Consider the following 21233-nt stretch of genomic DNA (forward strand, 5'->3'; position numbering starts at 1 on the left):
TTTTTTATCTAGTCTTATAATTATCTTCCCAACTTATTAGGAATACCTTCACAACCGCCGGGAATAGTACTTCTAGTTTTTTCGCCACCCCAAGTGCAACAGTAGTTACGTGCAGACTCAGACATCCGTTGTACATTCGTGAAATCGGCATTTTCTACCACAGCGCCAGTGTGTTCGCCAGTTTGATAATTTGGTGGTTGAGTACGACTACGGGGTGATGCTTTATCCACTACACCATAGAATAGACGAATCCCGTTGATGTCGGCACTACTGAGATTAGCACTATATAAAATTGTGCGCGAGAGGTTGGCTTTTACTAAATCACAACTGCTCAGATTAGCGCGGACAAGATTAGCTTCGCTCAGGTCAGTCCAACGCAAATCAGTACCAGAAAGGTCTGCTCCTGCTAGCGTTACCCCTAAATCAATGACACGCACACCTTCTAGGCGGTCTTCTGCATATCCGCCACTCCCGTCGAGAATAGCTCGACCTAATAGCCGATCGCGTTGTAAGGGTGAGAGCAACTTGGAACGGGAGAGAAAGCGGAGAATTTTTGCTTTACCACTGCCATCTACACTACTTAAAATTGCCGCAGTGCGTCCTTCTGCGATCGCTCTTTCTTGGGGCCAATCTTCTAATAATCCTTCTTGATCTAATACTAAGTCTGAAACGCCTTGAAAATAGGAATCAATTGTCTGTTGCTGGGTAATAATATTTTGCTGAACTGTCAGCAGGTTTTGCTGAATTGTCAAGTCTTTAGAAATGACATATTGTCGCCACGCCACGTAAACGGCGATGACAGCGATCAGAATTTGCCCCAAAGCACCAAACCAATCTGCTAGAGTTCCAGCAATGTCCCAGTTAATCTGGTGTCCTAAAACAAGCAAGCGATCGCCTACACCTGTAAACCGAATCAAGCCAACAATAGCTACTAGTAATCCCAAAAATGCCACAAACAAGGTGCGTTCTTGGGGTGAAAACCAGTTGTTTAAAACTTCTTGGAACCAAGGCAATAATATCGCTAGGGATAAGAGCAAAGTTATTAGCGTTCCAATAATGCCGATAATCCAGTTATTGAGGATAACTCCAGTGAAGGTGATGGCGATCGCTATTAAAATAATTACCAATGCCCTCGGCTTAACTAGAAATTGCTTGGTAGTAGGTTGATTGAGATCAGAATGGGCTTGTTGGAGAGCAGTTGTATATTGCGGAGATTTCAAAGATGCGATCGCCGCTAGAGCTTGTTGTGTAGCTAGTACTTCTGAACTGAGGTTTTTCTCAGTTGGACTCCCGTCAAAGTCATCCGGTTGCAAATCGTTTTCGGGTGCTGGTTCTGGGGTTGGTAGATTAGAGGAATTAGATTCAATTGTCATGTTTTCTATTTTGCCCCAGCAGATTCAGTTCAACATCTGTTTTATCAGAAATTGCACTAAACCAAAGACCTGTATTCCATAGGACTGAGAAGCTTTATATATAGCAGTTTCAGTCGGGGTTTAAATCCTCTTAAGTAATGTCTTTAATTTTGAATTGTTAAGTTTGGTCTACAGTTTGAATTGTCAGCATTTGAGGAGGCGTGGCATCAGGTGGGTAGAGAAAATCTACTTCTACCAGTCGTCGCTGGCCGGGTAGTATTTTTAATTGAGCAAGCGGTTCTCCCATCTGTCCCCGTTGTTGAACTAAATGCCAATATTGGGTTCTGGGTAAGCCATTATCGTCATTGTAGCGAATACGAACTGTACCTCGAAAAAAGACAGATGGTTGGGGTGGTGAAAAAAAGCGAAGCCCTGGTTTACTTAACTCATCTTCTTTGATCGGCGTTTGGAAAAGCACCTTTATAGTTTGCGGCTTATCTGTATTGTTGATTAATGGTAGAGAGATGTTGTATTCAATGCCGTAGTTACCGTGAGCTTCGTAAGCAGTACCAGGATAACGCGCCACTAATTTAGCAGTTTGGTTTTGTCCAGTACCCATTTTGCCTGCCAAAAGGGTACTTAAACCGTAGGAAAAAGCTTGTCCTGATTCGGGAATTGTTAAATATGAACTATTTTCGTTGGTAACTTGTGCTTGCCAACGAGAGCCAACAGCTACCCCCGCTACCCGTCCGTAAATTTCTTTTGCCCCTGCAAGCTTATCTGGAGGACTGGGGGCAGGTTCACGCGGCCCTGCAAAATCACCATTTTCTAACAAGTTCTCCCATTCTTCTAAAGTAGGCGCTCGTTCACTACCATCGGGATTGGGTTTGGCAAACATGGCTAGGTTCGCCAGATAAACTGGACTATTACTATACAAATGCAACAAAGTAGAACGTCCATTTAATGGCGGGGTTAAAGTCCGCACTGGAATAGGATGATTCATTAACATCCGGCTTTGTTTTGGTGGAATTACCAACTGGGCTGGCCATCCTGACTGCCGTCTGACTCGCAGCAGATCATTCATGACGCGATCGCCTGGGCCAGCATAAATGTTTCCCGAATTATTTGATTGCATGGCGGGAAGTTTGATAAAAGGTGCATCAGGTTGACTAAGATAACTAGCTGCTTGCAATATATTGACAGTTGCAGAGCGATCGCTCGGATTGTAAACAATCACCCCTAAATAAAGAGTCCGCAAATCATTTGGAGTCTCAATCGCTCTCGCAATATGGTGAGAAAATAAATCAAACCGTCCCTGAAATGGAAAGTTCAGGTGGGCGCTGGGCACTTTTTTGCCTTGAGGAGGAAATGTAGACAGCAGAATTCCTTCACTCTTAACTACTTCTGGGTTATTACTGTTAAATACTGGTACTTCGTCAAGATGTCCTGTTAAAGGTCTTGTTTGTTGAGGAACGAAGATTTCTTGTGGTGCAGGAGAAGGCGATGCTTGAGCCAAAAACAAATAGGAAATAAGATTAAGCATTTATTCAAAAAGCAATTTATCGCTGAAGTTCAGAATACAGCATACCTAAATTGTTTTGAGAGCGATGTCTACGACGGGCTACGCCAACGCCAGACCTGTTGCTGACCTGACTTTATTTACTAAGTACAGCATTTCATTAATTCACGACGAATTAATGAAAGGCAATACCCTGCAATGCCAATGCATCGGCTGACAATGCCAATGTATCGACTAACAATGCCAATGCATCGGCTGACAATGCTAATGCATCGACTGACAATGCCAATGTATCGGCTGACAATGCCAATGCATCGACTGACAATGCCAATGTATCGGCTGACAATGCCAATGCATTGACTGACAATGCCAATGTATCGACTAACAATGCCAATGTATCGACTAACAATGCCAATGTATCCCCCTGTATTAAAAACGCTACGATTTTACGCAAAGCTGTATTAAGCTATCGCGCCTACAAGTTGCAATTTTTGGACACCGTAACTCTTGGTTCTACCTCCTGCCCCCTGCCTCCTGCCTCCTGCCTCCTGCTATATACAACATTGTGGGGTAGCCATCTTGCCCGCCCTGATTCATGAGCGTGCAGGATGTCCACCCCACAAAATTGAGTAATGTATTTGTTGTAATTTCCAGTGCTTTGCACGCAATTAAGGTGCAAGGGCATTACCCCGAATTAGACTACCAATAGTTTTGGCAGTAATTTTCAGTTGGGTGATGGGATTAGCTGGGACAACCGTCTTATACAAATAACTATCGAATGTTAGCCTTTGTACATCGAGGTCATCGCACATTTCCACAAAAGCCTCACGGGTAGCGTCGGAACGATAGAATACGGTTTGCAGAATGTCCAACACCTTGTAAGTGAGTCCATATCTTTTATCCCAACGCTTCAGGTAAACTTTTAGGTCGCCTTCTGTCGGAATACGGCTACCACTATTAGATGCTTCTACAATAGTTTCGGCACACATCCGCCCAGATTTAGCGGCAAAATAGATACCTTCACCAGAGGACTTGGTAACGTAACCAGCAGCATCTCCCACTAAAGCGATGCGACCGACAACACGACGGGGACGGGGATGTTCAGGAATGGGGTGGGCTTCGACTTTGATGATTTTACCGCCTGCTAGCTTCTCAGAAGCACGGGCGCGGATGCCAGCTTGTAACTGTTTGATGCTAGCTTTATTGATGTGCATTGTACCAGTACCAACAGCTACGTGGTCATATTTGGGGAAAACCCAAGCGTAGAAATCGGTAGAAACGTCATCACCGACATACATTTCGGCGAGGTCGTTATAATAGGCCATTTTGTCTTCGGGTAAGCGAATTCGCTCTTGGAAAGCGATCGCATAATTGTAATCCCCAGCGTCCATCTCTTTGGCAACGCGGGAATTAGCCCCATCTGCCCCGATAATTAGATCCACTTTCAGAGTTTTGGCAATACCCTGTGATATACCGTCTGTATGGTCAATGTAATGAATGGTATAGGGATCAGTATTGTTTCCTGGTATATCGAGTTTATGAACAGTGGCATTAATTAAATTTGCGCCTACTTTTGCCGCGCGATCGCGCAAAAACCCATCTAACACTTCCCGGCGGCACATTCCTATATATTCATCTTCATTTATCAGATTAATATCAACCTCACGATTGGAAGGCGAAATCATTTTCATCTTCCGTACCCGGCGATCGATAATCTCTGGTGGTAAGTCAAATTCACTCACCATACATAGAGGAATTGCACCCCCGCAAGGCTTTGCATTGTCTAGCTTCCGCTCAAACAGGTAGGTTTCAATCCCAGAGGCTGCCAGTGTTTCTGCGGCAGATGAACCAGCAGGGCCTGACCCAATAACAGCAACCCGTAGTGTCAAAGGTCTTTCTCCCAATCTTCACATTTACCGAGAGCATACTACCACGGTCTTTCTAGTGATTTGGCGCTTTACCTCCAGGTTTCTGCTTAAATGCAATATTCCTTAATGTTTCGATACGAAAAGCGAGATGGGAATGGAGAATTTGGCTAATGGAAAATTTCCCAAATTCTAGGGGTTTAACCCACATTCTGCACTTCTTAGGGTCAGATTCGGCAAATCTCCTACTAAAATCTAAGTAAATTGGGGTGCTAGTGGTGAAACTACCTGGGAAAAGAGATATTTCGGAAGTTCCAAAAATTCCTAAGAAAGCGATTTGGAAAACTTTTTTCCTTTTTTTCTGATTAAAATACTTATTTTTATTCTGCCTAAGTTAAGTAGATTTTTCTGTACGTGTTACTTGCCATATAAAGCTAAACATTAATTTAAAGTTACTAATAATTACATAAATTACAATTGAACAAAAATTATACAAATCAGAATTATTCCTGAGGCTATAGACTAAAAAGCCAGTTTATATTCAAAACAGGTAAACAAGTTAATAAATTTCATGTTTTTTAGATACATGGTGATGTCTTTAACCTGTTTAGCTATTGCAAGTAGCAATGGAAATACAGAAGTTGAAGTACCAACAAATATCAATTCATTACAATCATCTGAAAAAACCAATCTCGCAGATAAATTAGCATCAGTTACTGGAGAGAAAATCAACAGTTATAATCCTGTAAAATCTTTTATGTCTGGTGAAAATAATTATCCATTACCCGAAAGCTCTATATCTGATCTATCAAAAAATATAGCTATTCAGGAGTTGAATAAGGATAACCAGAAGTCACGAAAAATATCAACTGGATTGGGGTATCAGAGAAATAGTAACTACATGACTCTAACGCCTACAGGGCAAGTAAATTTGCTAGGAAATCCACTTTATGAATTGAAATTGTTCGCAAATGGGCAGTTGATTGGTGGATACATAAGTGTATCTGGAAGGGCGAATACCCAAACCAGAGATCGTAACCGCTCTGGAACGGAAGCACCATTACCTAACGGAATATACAAAGTTGCTACAGCAACTACTCGCGGCTCAATTGCTGAAGCGGGCGATCGCTTTCTTCCCATACAGCCCCTATTTAGTACTGGGCGTTCTTCTTTGGGGATTCATTACGATCCATCATTTGAGAAAAACAACGGCGAAGACGGTACATCAGGATGTGTGGCATTAACGAACCGTCAGGATTTGAGCCAGGTGTTGGAATACGTCTATGCTTACAGACCTGAATTTCTTGATGTTATGATTCAGTAATTTTTTACTTTTTTAATTCAATTTCAAAATTCGTTTCTTAAAAAAGGATATCAATCATGTTGAAATTTTTTCTTGCAGGTGCATTAATTATCACTGCGATATTACCAGCAGCAGCAGCAGAAGAAATCGGACCCGGAATTGGTGGCAGAAATTCTATATCTGCTGAAGGTTATTCTGCTCATGTTTGTACTAATGAGTCCGATGGTAATCTCTCACTGCGTAACGGACCTGGAAAGAGTAATAGAAAGATTACGGAACTTTCCAATAACACGAATATTAACGTGCTAGATCGCACAAATAGTCAAGATAGTTTTGTGTGGTTTAGAATCAGAAAGGGTGAAATAACGGGTTGGGTTCGTTCTGATTATGTTTGTAATGGATACTCCGTTGCAGATGCAGATTAATTCTTGTTAGTAAGTAGGTATTAGATATAGCAATCCTGTTTGATTTATAAGAATTGCAACACCGATATCCCCGACTTCTTAAAGAAGTCGGGGTATCTTGTTTATCACGAATGATTCAATAGGGCTATAGCATTAGAGGTTGCCATAGCTTCAGTTAATAAAATAACGCTCTTTTATTACTCTCATAGTATTATAATCAAGTCCTATCTGCTTAATTTATCAGGCGTGTTTAATTTGGTTTAAAAACGGTTATATCGACTATCACCTGCGATCCCTATAGAGACTTATTTCTACAGGTAAGGACATTTGAAAACTTCAAATATCTAAACGTCGGGATGTTATCTGATATAAAAAGTAAATTTCTATCAGAAATTGCCAGCACAACCACTACAAAATAATTTTTGTAACCCGCTCCTCATTGTAGCTTCCTCGATTGCAGCAGCAGCGGTAGCTAAATCTTGTTCATCCATAAATAACGATATATGGTATATGTAGGACACAGTAATCCTACCAAGGATCTGTAGATTTAGTTGCAGAGGTATAGTAGCAGTGGGTATAGTAGTTGAAAACGTTTCCAAACAATTTGGGAGTTTCAAGGCAGTTGATCAAGTCAGCCTAGAAATTAAGAGTGGTTCGCTAGTTGCATTACTCGGGCCATCGGGATCAGGAAAATCTACGCTACTACGGTTAATTTCAGGTTTAGAAATGCCAGATAGCGGCAAAATCCTGCTTACCGGTAAGGACGCTACATACCAAAGCGTGCAACAGCGAAATATTGGCTTTGTGTTTCAGCACTATGCCCTATTCAAGCATCTGACTGTCAGGCAGAATATTGCCTTTGGCTTAGAAATTCGTAAGGCACAGCCAAAGAAAATTAAGGGACGGGTAGAACAGTTACTTGAATTGGTGCAATTGACTGGACTAGGCGATCGCTATCCATCACAACTTTCTGGTGGTCAAAGACAACGGGTAGCATTAGCAAGGGCGCTGGCAGTAGAACCGGAAGTTTTATTGCTAGATGAACCCTTTGGCGCACTTGATGCGAAAGTCCGCAAAGATTTACGGGCATGGTTACGCCGCCTCCATGATGAGGTTCATGTTACCACAGTTTTCGTTACCCACGATCAAGAGGAAGCAATGGAAGTCTCCGATGAAGTTGTGGTGATGAATAAAGGACGTGTGGAACAGGTGGGGACACCAGCAGAAATTTACGATAATCCCGCCACGGCATTTGTAATGAGCTTCATCGGCCCGGTGAATGTATTACCCAGCACCTCGAAGATTTTTCAAAGCAGCGGGTTTGATGCGCCACACCCACAAGTCTTTTTGCGTCCGCAAGATGTGATTTTAGAAAAGACCGCTAACGGTACTACTACACCTGCAACGATAAGCCGATTGATACATTTGGGTTGGGAAATTCAGGTGGAATTAACTTTCGATGATGGACAAGTATTGACGGCGCATTTAACACGCGATCGCTTTAACGACTTAAAGTTAGAACCTCTACAGCGAGTGTATGTGAAGCCAAAGGATGCAAAATCCTTTCCAGTGTCTTATTCAATTTGAATCAGGCAGGGGGGCAGGAGGTAATAATTAGCAATCCGAAATAGTTCGTCAACAATAGTCTAATTAAGATGCCCGACTTCTCAAAAAAGTCGGGCATCTTAGCTTGGAATTTTTACCAATCACATAGTAGGATTGCTGTATTATCCGATCTAATTAGTTGCCTTTGGTTACAGCATCTCCAGGGCCGGCAGTGACAATCACCAGATTTTCTGGCTTAATTAAATTTTCAATTGCCTGTTGCATATCAGTCATAGAAACTGCTTGAATCCGCTGAGGAAACTCTCGGATTTCTGACTGTGAAAGCCCTAAAACAGCATTATCCAAAATGATCTCTGATACATTACTAGGATTAGCTAAATCCACAGGGTAGCTATTGGTAATTGAGCGTTTTGCTGTGTTGAATTCAGCTTCAGTAACTCCTTGCTCGCGTAACTGTTTTAGTAAAGCGAGAGTACTGGCGATCGCTTTTTGAGCATCTCCAGGAGCAGTTTGCATTTGAATCAAGAAGGGCCCCGGATTGATCCCGGCGGCAAAACCACTATATATACCATAAGTTAGACCTTGGCGATCGCGCACTTCCGTACCGAGGCGGCTAGCTAAGGTATCACCACCCAAAATTTGATTTAGCACTAGTGCCGCATAATAACGCGGATCTTTGCGAGAGATACCATTGTAGCCAATGTATGTCACAGCCTCAGCTTTACCGGGAATTACTTTGTTTAGTTGTGTCAAAGTTTGCGGAAATGGTACGGATTGGATTTTGAGAATAGGTGGCTTACCTGTGGCTTGCCATTTACCAAACACCTCATTTAGCAAAGTTTTTACCTTAACTCGATCGAAGTCTCCAACTATTGCGATCGTCGTGGTATCTGGTCGGTAGTGTGTCTGGTAGAAACCAAGCAAATCATCACGAGTAATAGTCTTTAAACTCTCGGCTGTGGGAAAGCTGTGGAATGGATGATTTTCAGGATAAATTGCCTGCTGAAATACTTGTCTTCCCAAACCTCTAGGGTCATCTAGCTGGACTTTCAGGCCTGTCAATGCCCTTTGGCGACTCAGTTCTAACTGATCGGCTGGAAAAGTGGCGTTTTCTAACACATCTGCCAAAGTTTGAATCAATATTGGCAGATTTGCTGAAAGTCCCTCACCACTAACGCTAGTTCCCTCGCGGCTAGCACTGAAGCTCAAACCAGCTCCCAGGTCTTCTAAGGTTTTTGCTAGGGTCAGAGCATTTTTAGTCTGCGTCCCATTCATTAAGTTATTTGCAGTTAGATTCGCTAATCCAGCTTTTTGATTGCCGTCAAATTCAGTACCAGCGTCAACTTGTCCACTCAGATTAATGGTGGGAAGGTTGCGATCGCTCAACAGCAGAACCTTCAAACCATTCTTTAAGGTAAACTCTTCTGGTAGTGATTGTTTATTAGAATCTGTCTCTGATGTAGCAGGTGGCAAATATTTTGCCAGTTCTGCTGGATCTACAGGCTTACCAGGGCTGAAATTTTCCACAGTGCGTCCAGAGCCAGCGTTAGAAGTTCCTGGTTTACCATCTGGTTGAGTCGGCTCAAAGAAGCCGATAGTTTGTTGAGCCGGATTGAGGTAAGTTTTCGCTGCTTTCTGGACTTGATCTGGGGTAACTTTAGCGATCGCAGCCAGATACCTTTCAATAAAACGATAATCCCCTGCGATCGTTTGGTTATATCCCAGTTGATTAGCCTGACTAGTAATATCTTGATTTCCCAAAATATACGAGGCTTGCAGTTGCGTTTTCGCTCGGTTCAACTCTTCTGAGGTGACAGGCTGCTGTTGCAATTTTGCTAAAGATTCCTGGAGTACCTGGGCGATTTTACCCAACTCTTGACCAGGAGCTGCTGTAGCATTAATTTCATACCAACCCGGTTCGATCAGTTCAGCAGCACTGCCACTCACTGAACTCGCCAGTCCAGATTCTACCAAAGCCTGATAAAGCCGAGAGCTACGCCCACCTGTGAGAATAGCATCCATCAAATCAATTGCTGGGACATCAGGATGTTTGATATCTGGCAGAGGATATACTGCTTGCAATAGTGCTGCACTTCCAGGTTGCTTGAGGAGAATTGGCGCTTTTTTCGCAACAGGAGTAGATGGGGAAGCGTCGGCAATCGAAGAAGATGCCGAAGAATTATTAATTGCTCTGCTGGCATTATGGAGTGGCGTATTCTTTTTTGCTCGTTGCGATAACTTACCAAAAGTTTCTTGGACAACTTTGAGTGCAGGTTTTGTGGCAAAATCTCCGGTAATCACCAACGTGGCATTTTCTGGACTGTAATAGGTTTGGTAATAATTCCGTACCTGCTCCACCGTGAATTTTTCTACATCGGCTTTTGTGCCTCCCACCGATAAACCATAGGCTCGATTGGGGAAAGCAGCTCGCATCACTGTCTTACTCAGGCGATAACCTGGTGAATTTTCGTACCCCTGTAACTCGGAGATCACTACCCGCTTTTCACTGGTGAGTTGTTCAGGCCCAACTAAGGAGTTTTCCATGCGATCGGCTTCCAGTGTCAGCAGTGCTTCTAATTTGTCTCGCTGCACTGTGCCAAAGTAAGCTGTTTCGTCATAACTAGTAAAAGCATTGAACTGGCTACCCAAAGCACTAAACAACCGTCCAAACTGTACTGGACGGTCATTTGTACCTTTGAACATCAAATGTTCTAGCTGGTGAGAAATGCCATTCTCTCCCTTAACCTCGTTGCGCGAACCAACTTTATACCAAACTTGCACACTCACCACTGGAGCGGTATGGACTTCTTTGGTTAGTACCGTTAAACCGTTGTCTAATACCGTTTTTTGCACTCCTTGAGTGAATGAGACAGCAGAGACAGGTGTAACTGCTGTTGGTGTTGCAGCATTAGTGAAATTGCCTGATAAAGGCACGATAGTTAAAAGCAGGCTGAAGAAAAATCCTAGAAGCATGTAAGATCGCCGTTTCATAAGCAATACAAAATTTCCAATTTAAAAATAAAACCCCAAAGGGTATTTCAAAATCTAAATCTAACTCAAGTTGCTAGTAGACTGTGGCGGAAGTTTGCCTACCTTTAACAAGTCGCTTAAGCAATTTGTTTGGTTAATTAAGATGGTGATCTGGATTTTTATCGTTAAATCTACTGAGGTTAATCAGATTTACAGATAAAATTTTGACGTAATCTCAGAAATTATTATAAGTAAGTATATTAACAACCTTTACAATGTGTTCCATTTGACACGATTTTCGGAATATGCTTTTTGAAATTGATTTGATGCCTGTTGTAATTCCATTAGAGCGGGTATCTCCGTCAAAGCAACAACTTTTTGAGAGATGCAAACAACAAACTTAATTGGATCGTTTACATTAGGTATGCTGTTAACAGCAATACCTGTATTATCAGCTCAAGCCTCAGAAGCAGTACCAAACTTATACCAGTTTCAAGGTAAGAATGTCAGCATTACTTACTCAACGACAAGCTTTATTGGCAAGCCTCTTTTTACCTATACAGATAAGCAACAGACATTAAACTTTCAAGGCACTGAGCAGATCCGTAGTGTAGAAACAGAAATTGGTACACTAGTAACTGTAACTATCCGTAAGACAGTAGATAGAGGTAACACCGTGTTTACCTTGGTCTTACCGCGTGTAAACCTTGGAAAAAGCATCTCAGCGCCAGTTCAAACTAAGGGAATCACAACAACAAACCTCTTTTCTGTAATTCCTAAATTCAACCAGGGGCAAAGACAAACCTATACAACAATAGATTTGACTGGTACAGCCCAATCTGTCGCGTTTTAACTATATAAGAAGGATAAAGATATTAAACTTTTGCTTAGATGGAGCAAAACATTAAGGGTGAAAGTAAATAATTGTTTACCTTCACCCTTTGCCAAGATTAATATCGTTTCATTTATGAAATAGATAAGAATTTAAATCAATAAGCGATGATTTTAATTCAGCATCGAAGTAGAGTTTATGAATAATTTTAAGATATATTTTAACAGAAGGTAATTTAGGCGATGCCTACGGCGGTAAACTACGCTCTCTCCCGTATTCTCTACAATTATCGTTTAATTTGTTTAGGAAACTTACGAATTAACAAAGATGTATAAAGAGGTTTGATTTTTAATACCTATTACTGCAATTTAGGGATAATTCTAGGGAACCATATAACTGTAGTTTTGACTCCTGCTTTGTCAGGTAATTCTTTTATGGCTCAAAGTTTATCTCCAAAAATCCAACTCACGACACCAATCAAAGAAGCTTCTTTAGAAACAACTGGTAATTATCTAAATATTAAATACCTCAAGCTTGTCAATCATACTGTTAGTGGAAGAAAACACTGGTCTTACAAAGAATATTGTAAAATTGATGCTCCTCCCTTCTATTTACATTGGGCAATGAACGAAGACAAGAAGAAAGGAATAAGCGAAGAGGAAATCAATAAGATATTGGCACGAAAAGAAAAGGATGCAAAGAGAGCAGTTCAAGGCGATCGCATTCTCTTGTGCCAAAACCATTACAATCATGGTCATCGCGTAACTCATGTGGTGGAAACAGTTATTTCCACTGCTGAGAAGACAGATCGGATGTGGACACGCCTAGTTCAGGTAGTTTGGGTTGCACAAGATCCTTGGGAATATGCACCAGAGACAAAAAATGTCATTGGTGACAAGTTTTTATTCAAAGGTGGTAACTTGATCAGTGCTAATGCTCCGTCAATTGTTCTGAATTTAGATGCACTGAAATAATTGAGCTTATGGAAATAATGTGGTGCGTTACACTGCGTCAACGCACCCTACAAATAAATCAACCTTTAAACTTCAACATTTAAAGCACGTACCAAAAAAGCCCATTTGTCTGCGGCTTCTTCGATAATTTTAGCCGTGGGTTTACCTGCGCCATGTCCTGCTTTAGTCTCAATTCTAATTAGCGTTGGCGCATCACCTGCGTGAGCCTCTTGTAAAGCAGCAGCAAATTTGAAACTATGAGCAGGGACAACGCGATCGTCATGATCGGCTGTGGTAATTAAGGTTGCTGGGTAAGCTGTATCTGGTGTGATGTTATGTAATGGCGAATAAGCATATAGTGCTGGAAACTCTTCTGGATTATCCGCTGAACCATATTCAGAAGTCCAAGCCCAACCGATGGTAAATTTATGGAACCGCAACATATCCATAACGCCGACGGCGGGTATTGCTGCACCAAACAAATCGGGACGTTGCGTTATACAAGCACCCACTAATAAACCGCCGTTACTACCACCTGCGATCGCTAGCTTCTCAGTTTTAGTATACTTATTACCAATCAGCCATTCAGCAGCCCCAATAAAGTCATCAAAGACATTCTGCTTTTTATCTTTCATTCCTGCTTGATGCCATTCTTCACCGTATTCTCCACCACCGCGGATATTAGGCATAGCATAGACACCACCCATCTCCATCCACACCAACAGACTCACTGAAAAACCAGGTGTCATTGAAGCATTAAAACCACCATAAGCATAAAGATAAGTAGGGTTATTTCCATCTAATTTAATGCCCTTTTTGTGCGTAATAAACATTGGTACTTTAGTACCATCTTGGCTGTGATAAAAGACTTGTTTTGTTTCGTAATCATCAGGATTAAAATCTACCTGCGGCTGGCGGAAAACCTCACTTTTTCCTGTTACCATGTCGTAGCGATAAATAGTGCCTGGTATGGTAAAGCTCGTAAAACTATAAAAAGTGTCAGTATCATAACGTTTACCACCAAAGCCTCCGGCTGAACCTAGTCCGGGTAATTCTACGTCTCGAATAAATGCACCTTGAAGGTCAAAAATTTTGATTCGAGTGTGGGCATCTTTGAGGTAATCAGCAACGAACTGATTATTAAGTATACCAACACTTTCCAAAGTTTCCACAGATTGCGGAATGATTTCTTGCCAATTTTCGGGTGCAGGGTTTTTGGTGTCAATCGCAATAACCCTTCCCCTTGGTGCATTTAAATCTGTACGAAAATAAAAGACGCTATCATCATTGTCGATAAAGCTATAATCTGCCTCAAATTGGTTAATTAGTTCTACAACTTCTGCATTAGAGTTAGTTAAATCTTTGAATAAAACCAAATTTTTAGAGTCAGTACCTAGCCAAATTGAAATTATTAAATAGTGTCCATCTTCAGTAACGCCACCACTAAAACCCCATTCCTTTTGGTCAGGACGATGATAAATTAGTACGTCTTCTGATTGAGATTTACCCAGTTGATGATAGTAGAGCTTTTGATAATAGTTAACATCTTCTAATTGAGTTTTTTCATTCGGTTCATCGTAGCGACTGTAGAAGAAACCTTGATTATCGTGTGTCCAAGATGCGCCAGAAAATTTAATCCACTTCAAATAATCTTGGAGGTCTTCACCAGTTTCAACATCGCGGACTTTCCACTCTTGCCAATCAGAACCAGAGGAGGATAAACCATAAGCTAGAAGTTTACCATCCTCGCTAATTGACAATCCCGAAAGAGCAACAGTACCATCTTCTGAGAGTTTATTGGGATCGAGTAAAACTTTGGGTTGGTCATCGAGGGTTTTCAAGGTATGAAGGACACTTTGATTTTGCAGTCCGTCATTTTTGAAATAAAAGTAGCGTTCGGTGGAACCGTCTCGCAGAGATTCGCCTTCTTTAAAAGGAATACCGTATTTTTCATAATCCCAAAGTTTGGTGAGGCGCTGTTTAATTTTTTCCCTAACAGGAATTTCACTCAGGTAGCCAAACGTAACTTGATTTTGTGCTTCAATCCAAGTTCTTGTTTCTTCGGAGTCAGGATCTTCTAACCAACGGTAAGGGTCTGCGACTGAAGTACCGTGGTAATTATCAGCTTGATTGCTCTGATGGCTGGTTGGGTAAGTGAGAGATTTTTTAGAAGAAGGCATAGTCTTAGGTCAAAGTGCTTCTTTACATACTACAAAGATAGACCCAAGACTTGGGGTATTCACTCTAATTGTTCTCAAAGGGAAAGCCCCGGCTTTTGACGGGACCAACACGTGCTATTTTTGTTTATAGAACAATTGTACTATGAATAACTAGTATCAGCTTTAACGCAGGTAGAAGCGCGTAAAGTTTTCCCTAAAATCTAAGTCTTTTGGTTGGTTTAGCTAACGAGTTTCTCTCCTTTCAGCATCCGTGCTGCGGCTTCAAGTAAAGCTTCTTCAAGATATGGCTTGGTAAAGTAGCCACTAGCACCGAGTTGAGCGGCAATTTGTCTGTGCTTGTCTGCACCTCGCGAGGTAAGCATAGCAATTGGTAAGTGGTTGAGGTTGGAGTCTTTCTGGATGCGAGAGAGTAACTCCAGACCATCACAGCGGGGCATTTCGATGTCGCAAAATACGATATCGCAAGGAAGACCGGAGCGGAGTTTATCCCAAGCTTCCTGACCGTCACGCGCCTGTTCTACGCGATAACCTGCCTTATTAAACGTTAGGGAGAGTAGTTCTCGGACTGTAATCGAGTCATCAACAATCAGCACTGTCGGGTCAATCTTTGTAGGAGAGGTATCTGTGGGAATCCCTTTCTGTTGCCAAGAATTGCCACCAGTTTGTGTAGAAATCCGTCCTTGGAAGATGTCAATTATTTCCAGAACGTCAGCAATGGGCATAATCCGACCATCACCCAAGACTGTAGCACCAGCTACACCAATGGGTTTAGGTGCTGGTCCTTCAAATTGCTTAATTACAATTTCTTGTTCGCTCAATACCAGGTCAATCTGTAGAGCAATCAGGGTATTTGCCGATCGCACCACAACCACAGAAACCATATCATCATCTCTGGTGCCGCCATAGACATTACCGCGACTGATTTGGCGATTGAAGGTTAAAAGTTCCTTTAGAGGTCGGAATGGTAACACCGTATCGCGCCAGGAAATAAATGATTGCCCATTGGCATCGTACTGAATATTTTTGACTGGTATATCTAGCGTATCTTCTACACCGTCCATCGGGAAGGCAATCCTGGCGCGATCGGAGACGCAGCAGAGAGCTTTACAAATACTTAGAGTCAGTGGTAAACGAATGGTGAAGATGGTTCCCTTACCGATCGCAGAATCGGTGTTCACTGTTCCCCGAATTTCGCTAATTTCGGAGCGCACTACGTCCATACCCACACCACGACCAGAAATCTCATCTGCTTGGTCTTTGATCGTAAAACCAGACTGGAACAGCAGATCGTAGACTTCCAGACGAGACATCGCTTTTGCCTGCGCTTCTGTAATCATGCCAATCTTTACCGCTTTAGCCTTAACCCTTGCAGAATCGATACCTGCGCCATCATCGCCTACAGATATGATCGTTTGGTTGCCTTGGTGGAAGGCACGGATAGTAATGATTCCTACAGGTGGTTTACCAGCAACTTGCCTCTCTTCTGGCGTTTCAATACCGTGAGCGATCGCATTATTCAACATGTGAGTCAGTGGATCGGTAAGATGATCCAAAATCATCTTGTCAATTAAGGTATCGCCACCTTCGATCACCAGCTCTACTTGTTTGCCACACTTAATGGCGTTGTCGCGCACTCCTCGCCGCCAGCGATCGATAGTTTGAGCAAATGGCACCATTCGCGCTCTAGTTAATCCCTCTTGTAACTGGGTGGTTACTTGGCGGAACTGCCTTGCGACTCGTTCGGTTTCTTCGGTAACAAAATCAATGTCACTAGCCGACTCACGCACTCGTACAATCCGCTCAATCATCTGCTGTGAGAGTGTATGGAAAGGAGTAAAACGATCCATTTCTAGCTCGCTAAAACCTCTGTCAGCATTGGAATCAGAGGCTTGTAAGCCGGGGTCTTTCTTTTTACGTCCAGCTAACAGAGACGCTTCTAGTAGCGATCGCTCGTACAACTCCTGCATCCTTGCACCTACATCTGATAGTTGTTGTACCTGAATCAACAAGTTATCTAATGACTGTCGCAGTCGTTCATGATCCTGTTCTAAGGTATTGCGATTTACTACCAACTCCCCAACTAAATTACTCATATCGTCCAGTTGCTTAACTGGAACCTTCATCGTTTCTTCAAATCTCGTAGCCCTACGAGTAGAGGGGCCAGTAGTTTTGCTGGTGTTTGATTTTACTACAGGAGAATAGGATATTGTTTGATTCGCTTCTGCCAGCAACTTCTCCAAGTCACCAAATTCATCTTTTATGAATGGTGATGGAATAGCATTTTTAGCTAAGACTGGTTGAGTCTTGAAAGGCTGGCGTTGGCTTGGCCCGTCGTAGACATTGCTATTGTTATCTGTACTTAGCAATTCTTCCAGAGCAGCAAAATCTACTTCTGGTATCTTCTTAGCTTTGGGGATAGGTGCTACTTCCTCTCCTAATAATGCTGCCAAGTCTGCAAATTCATCTTCTTGAGTAACTATTTCAGTGGTTTTTGGAAATAATAAATTATTTTCAAAAAATGTGTTTTCTCTTAAATCAAAGGTAGTTTCTAAATTATTATTTTCCTCATTTTCTAAAACTTCTGGGCTTGGCTGGGTTGAATCTGAAATTTTTCTCAAACTGATAGTTTCTGATAGTTCATCCACAGTATTCTCTGTGGTGTCTATCTGAATATAGGTCAATTCATTTGTCTCAACATCTCCAAACAGAAGTTGTGGATTTTCATCGAAAGAGCTAAATAAATCACCTGGCTGTTCTTCGGGTGATACTGAATCTGAACTTTCTCCAAAGCTGACGGTTTTTGATAGTTCATCCACAGTATTCTCTGTGGTATCCATCTGAATATAGGTGAATTCATTTGTCGCGACATCTTCAGAGTCAAATAAATCATCTAGCTGTTCTAGAGAAAATTCTGAATCTGAATTTTCCCCAAAGCTGATGGTTTCTGATCGTTCATCCACAGTATTCTCTGTGGTGCCCATCTGAATATAAGTTAATTCATTTGTCGTGACGACTTCAAACAGCAGTTGTGGATTTTCATCGAAAGAGCCAAACAAATCACCTGGCTGTTCTTCAGGTAATGCTGAATCTGAATTTTCCCCAAAGCTAATGGTTTCTGATCGTTCATCCACAGTATTCTCTGTGGTGTCCATCTGAATATAAGTCAATTCATTTGTCGCGACGACTTCAAACAGCAGTTGTGGATTTTCATCGAAAAAGCCAAACAATTCATCTAGCTGTGCTGGAGAAAGTTCTGAATCTGAAGTTTCCTCAAAACTGATGGTTTCTGATAGTTCATCCACAATATTCTCTGTGGTGTCCATCTGAATATAAGTCAATTCATTTGTAGCAACATCATCAAACAACAGTTGTGGATTTTCATCGAAAGAGCCAAACAAATCACCTTGCTGTTCTTCAGGTAATGCTGAATCTGAATTTTCCCCAAAACTGATGGTTTTTGATCGTTCATCCACAGTATTCTCTGTGGTGTCCATCTGAATAAAAGTTAATTCATTTGTCGCGACGACTTCAAACAGCAGTTGTGGATTTTCATCGAAAGAGCCAAACAAATCACCTGGCTGTTCTTCAGGTGATGCTGAATCTGAATTTTCCCCAAAGCTAATGGTTTTTGATAGTTCATGCACAGTATTCTCTGTGGTGTCCATCTGAATATAGGTCAATTCATTTGTAGCAACATCTTCAAACAGCAGTTGTGGATTCTTATCAAAAGAGCCTAATGAATTAGCTTCTAGATTAACAGCAGATATATCTGGGGTCTGATTAGTAAATTCTGGAACAACATCTAAAGATTCTGGTTGTTGTGGTCTGAGAATTTCTTCCTCCGGATGCTGCGCTAACAAAGCTATTTCAGGCGTGGAGGTATCATTGTTTATTGGATAACTAGTTAAACTACTTGATGTTAATTCATCAAATAAATTATCTCCAGAATCTGATAATATCAAATCTAGCTGTTCTTGATGCTGGAAATTGATATCAAAATCTTCTTCTATATCAAAACTGACTATAGGAGAAGGTATGGACTGCTGATTATCAGCAAAAATGTCATCAGCCGCCGCAGTAAAGAAACTTTCATCTAATGCCCTTTCTCGATTCTGCTCAATTAAGGAATCGAATTCATCCTTTTTTTCTGTGGTTCCCTGATTCCAGAAGTTACTCAGATCATTTTCTGATTGAGAAAACTCAGGTTCGGTTATTGGAGGTGTATCAAATAAATCACTGATTTCTAGTTCACTTGTCGATAGTTGTGGCTGTTCTTCCATTTCAGCAAACAAGTTGTCCAAAGACATGTCTGTTGGCTGAGGTAATTTTATGTAGTCACTAGGGGTAATTTCTTCTACCCAATTTACATTTTTAGTTTCTAAGAATAAGTTATCAAAATTGTTTTGTTGATTAGTAGATAGTTCCAACCTGTTGAACGGCTCAGTTTCTGGTTGAGTAACTTTGCTTGTTGGCAAGAGTTCATCATCTAACCCCAGTGTCAATAAATCTTCGAGTTCACTATTTTGGACAATTTCACTATTGGTTTGGTTTATATCACTAGGAATATCAATAAATTCTTGTAAAATTTCGGAAGAATCTGAGTCTAAAATTATCTCAAATTCATTAATATCGCTCAACTCTAGAGGTGTGGCAGATGTTTGTTGATTTTGCGGTTCTGAATTATCTTTTTCTAGGAAATGGTCGCCAAATAACAGGGATAAATCTTCTGTTGTGGGTGTGGTTGTTGGGTGCAACGTGTTGCTTATATCTTCATTAAAGGAGAGTAAATCAGATAAATCGTTATGAGCCTCTTCAGCCTCAGTCCTACTCAAATCAATTCCAAAGTCATCGATAGCAACAATATCTAAGGTTTCTTCTTGATGCCAACTTTCATCTAGTTCGGGAGTCTCACCGTCAAATAAATCGGCAAGGGTATTTAACTCAGCTATTCCTACTTCTGGGCCATTGGGGTCAAGATTGTTACTGATTGGATGTGCTTCGTCATGTGTGGTGAAAGTAAGACTAGTGTTTCTGCTCTCGTTTAATGGTGTTCCTTGTAACTTAAAAGTGGGGCGTTCTTCGGAGACGTTGGCGTAGCTAGACGCTCCTGAACTCGCTAATGCTGTACTATCGCTACTATCGTTGTCTAGATTCAGTTCTTCAGTTGTCTGGGCTAGGTTAGTTATGACAAAAGGCTCGGTGTTAGCAGATACAATTGGTTTGGATTCTGTGAAAGCCGCAGACTGTTCATCAAACAAATCAGGGGTAATTTCTAATAACTCAATTTCTGCAAAGCTCAAAAGTGCTTCTAGTTGCTGACTAATTGCAATTTCAGCTTCTCTACCTTGCAGAACTAATTCTTGAGCTTGTTTGATTTCGGTAATGACAATTTTAGCTAAAGTCAGATAAGTATTTTCGGAATTGCCGATCGCACTGGCTGCTGCTTGACACAAACCACACCACTTGGACAAATTCCAAGTTTCACCAAGTTTTACTAACTGGTGACAGCATTGCTGGAGGTTTTGCCGAGTTGCAGGTGTTGTAGCTTGCTTAAATAATTGCAACATTTCCCGCAGTGTTTGCAGCACTTGGGCTTGAAACTCGCTCCAGTTATTATTTTCTTTAGCGGTGACTGGCGATAGCATAGCGTTAGCGAGTCCGCGAGCATCTAGCGCAGCGTTAACGACTCTGCGAGCGTCTCGCGCCTCGTGGGGTGCTACCGAGTCTGGAGATTCCTGATGGGTGTCTTCTGCCGAACTGGGAATATCTTGCCGCAGGAAAAGTTCTGTCAGTGTAGAGACATTCTCTGTAGAGGTTGTAAGTTCTGTTGCCTTAGAAGTGCTGGCTACTCCACTGTTTGCTTGTTCTACAAGTAGTTCCAGATGCTGATACAGCCATTGAAAGACTGGCTCAGTTTCTGACATCAAAGTATTAGCTGCATCTTCAGAAAGACCATAAGGCCCACTCAAATGCTCTAACAGCGATTTTAGGGTATCAGAAACACCAAGAAATAAAGACTCTAACTTTTGATCAATCTGAACCGGATTATCTTTGAGAATTTTGAAACAATCTTCCAGACGGTGGGAGGTATGCTGGATGCTACTCAATCCAAGCATCGCCGCTCCTCCTTTGATGGAGTGAGCCGCCCGGAAGACTTCACTGATCATTTCCGGGTCGTTCAGGGTACCCTCTAAATTCAGTAAGCCCTGCTCAATGGTATTCAGGTGATCCCTGGCTTCTTCAATAAAGTAACCCAAAATCCGCTGTTGTTGTTCCGGCAGCATAGTTT

The 21233-nt window shown here is 41.7% G+C and carries 12 protein-coding genes; 5 read left to right on the forward strand and 7 right to left on the reverse strand.

Annotated features, from left to right (window positions below):
• Nucleotides 1–20: 20 nt before the first annotated feature.
• The 4 genes from V7K79_RS15310 to chlP form a co-directional block, all read right to left on the reverse strand.
• On the reverse strand, nucleotides 21–1373 hold the full coding sequence (locus V7K79_RS15310; RefSeq protein ID WP_335048847.1) for a pentapeptide repeat-containing protein: 1353 nt from the start codon (nucleotides 1371–1373) through the stop codon (nucleotides 21–23).
• A 157-nt stretch (nucleotides 1374–1530) separates the two neighbouring features.
• On the reverse strand, nucleotides 1531–2895 hold the full coding sequence (locus tag V7K79_RS15315; RefSeq protein WP_335048848.1) for a DUF3370 domain-containing protein: 1365 nt from the start codon (nucleotides 2893–2895) through the stop codon (nucleotides 1531–1533).
• Nucleotides 2896–3046: 151 nt separating this feature from the next.
• On the reverse strand, nucleotides 3047–3325 hold the full coding sequence (locus V7K79_RS15320) for a hypothetical protein (RefSeq protein ID WP_335048849.1): 279 nt from the start codon (nucleotides 3323–3325) through the stop codon (nucleotides 3047–3049).
• A 214-nt stretch (nucleotides 3326–3539) separates the two neighbouring features.
• Complete coding sequence (gene chlP, locus V7K79_RS15325; protein ID WP_322720788.1) at nucleotides 3540–4760, reverse strand: geranylgeranyl reductase; 1221 nt, start codon at nucleotides 4758–4760, stop codon at nucleotides 3540–3542.
• A gap of 547 nt (nucleotides 4761–5307) precedes the next feature.
• Here chlP and V7K79_RS15330 point away from each other — a divergent pair.
• From V7K79_RS15330 to V7K79_RS15340, 3 genes are all read left to right on the forward strand, one after another.
• Nucleotides 5308–6060, forward strand: coding sequence for a L,D-transpeptidase (locus V7K79_RS15330; RefSeq protein WP_335048850.1), 753 nt, complete (start codon nucleotides 5308–5310; stop codon nucleotides 6058–6060).
• A 56-nt stretch (nucleotides 6061–6116) separates the two neighbouring features.
• The gene (locus tag V7K79_RS15335; RefSeq protein ID WP_335048851.1) at nucleotides 6117–6464 is read left to right on the forward strand and encodes an SH3 domain-containing protein; all 348 of its coding nucleotides are present in this window, start codon (nucleotides 6117–6119) and stop codon (nucleotides 6462–6464) included.
• A gap of 549 nt (nucleotides 6465–7013) precedes the next feature.
• On the forward strand, nucleotides 7014–8030 hold the full coding sequence (locus V7K79_RS15340) for a sulfate/molybdate ABC transporter ATP-binding protein (RefSeq protein WP_335048852.1): 1017 nt from the start codon (nucleotides 7014–7016) through the stop codon (nucleotides 8028–8030).
• Between the two features lie 153 nt (nucleotides 8031–8183).
• On the opposite strand, the gene V7K79_RS15345 is transcribed toward V7K79_RS15340, so the two are convergent.
• Nucleotides 8184–11000, reverse strand: a complete 2817-nt coding sequence (locus tag V7K79_RS15345; RefSeq protein ID WP_335048853.1) for a M16 family metallopeptidase — start codon at nucleotides 10998–11000, stop codon at nucleotides 8184–8186.
• Nucleotides 11001–11364: 364 nt separating this feature from the next.
• Between V7K79_RS15345 and V7K79_RS15350 the strand changes: the two genes are divergently transcribed.
• Both V7K79_RS15350 and V7K79_RS15355 read left to right on the forward strand, forming a co-directional pair.
• Nucleotides 11365–11832, forward strand: a complete 468-nt coding sequence (locus V7K79_RS15350; RefSeq protein ID WP_335048854.1) for a hypothetical protein — start codon at nucleotides 11365–11367, stop codon at nucleotides 11830–11832.
• A gap of 413 nt (nucleotides 11833–12245) precedes the next feature.
• Nucleotides 12246–12785: a hypothetical protein gene (locus V7K79_RS15355; protein WP_335048855.1), complete on the forward strand. Its 540-nt coding sequence runs from the start codon at nucleotides 12246–12248 to the stop codon at nucleotides 12783–12785.
• A 65-nt stretch (nucleotides 12786–12850) separates the two neighbouring features.
• On the opposite strand, the gene V7K79_RS15360 is transcribed toward V7K79_RS15355, so the two are convergent.
• Both V7K79_RS15360 and V7K79_RS15365 read right to left on the reverse strand, forming a co-directional pair.
• The gene (locus tag V7K79_RS15360) at nucleotides 12851–14944 is read right to left on the reverse strand and encodes a prolyl oligopeptidase family serine peptidase (protein WP_335048856.1); all 2094 of its coding nucleotides are present in this window, start codon (nucleotides 14942–14944) and stop codon (nucleotides 12851–12853) included.
• Between the two features lie 218 nt (nucleotides 14945–15162).
• The gene (locus tag V7K79_RS15365; RefSeq protein WP_335048857.1) at nucleotides 15163–21228 is read right to left on the reverse strand and encodes a hybrid sensor histidine kinase/response regulator; all 6066 of its coding nucleotides are present in this window, start codon (nucleotides 21226–21228) and stop codon (nucleotides 15163–15165) included.
• Nucleotides 21229–21233 lie beyond the last annotated feature (5 nt).

The sequence above is a fragment of the Nostoc sp. genome (assembly GCF_036917575.1).
In the GTDB taxonomy this organism is placed as follows: Bacteria; Cyanobacteriota; Cyanobacteriia; order Cyanobacteriales; family Nostocaceae; genus Nostoc.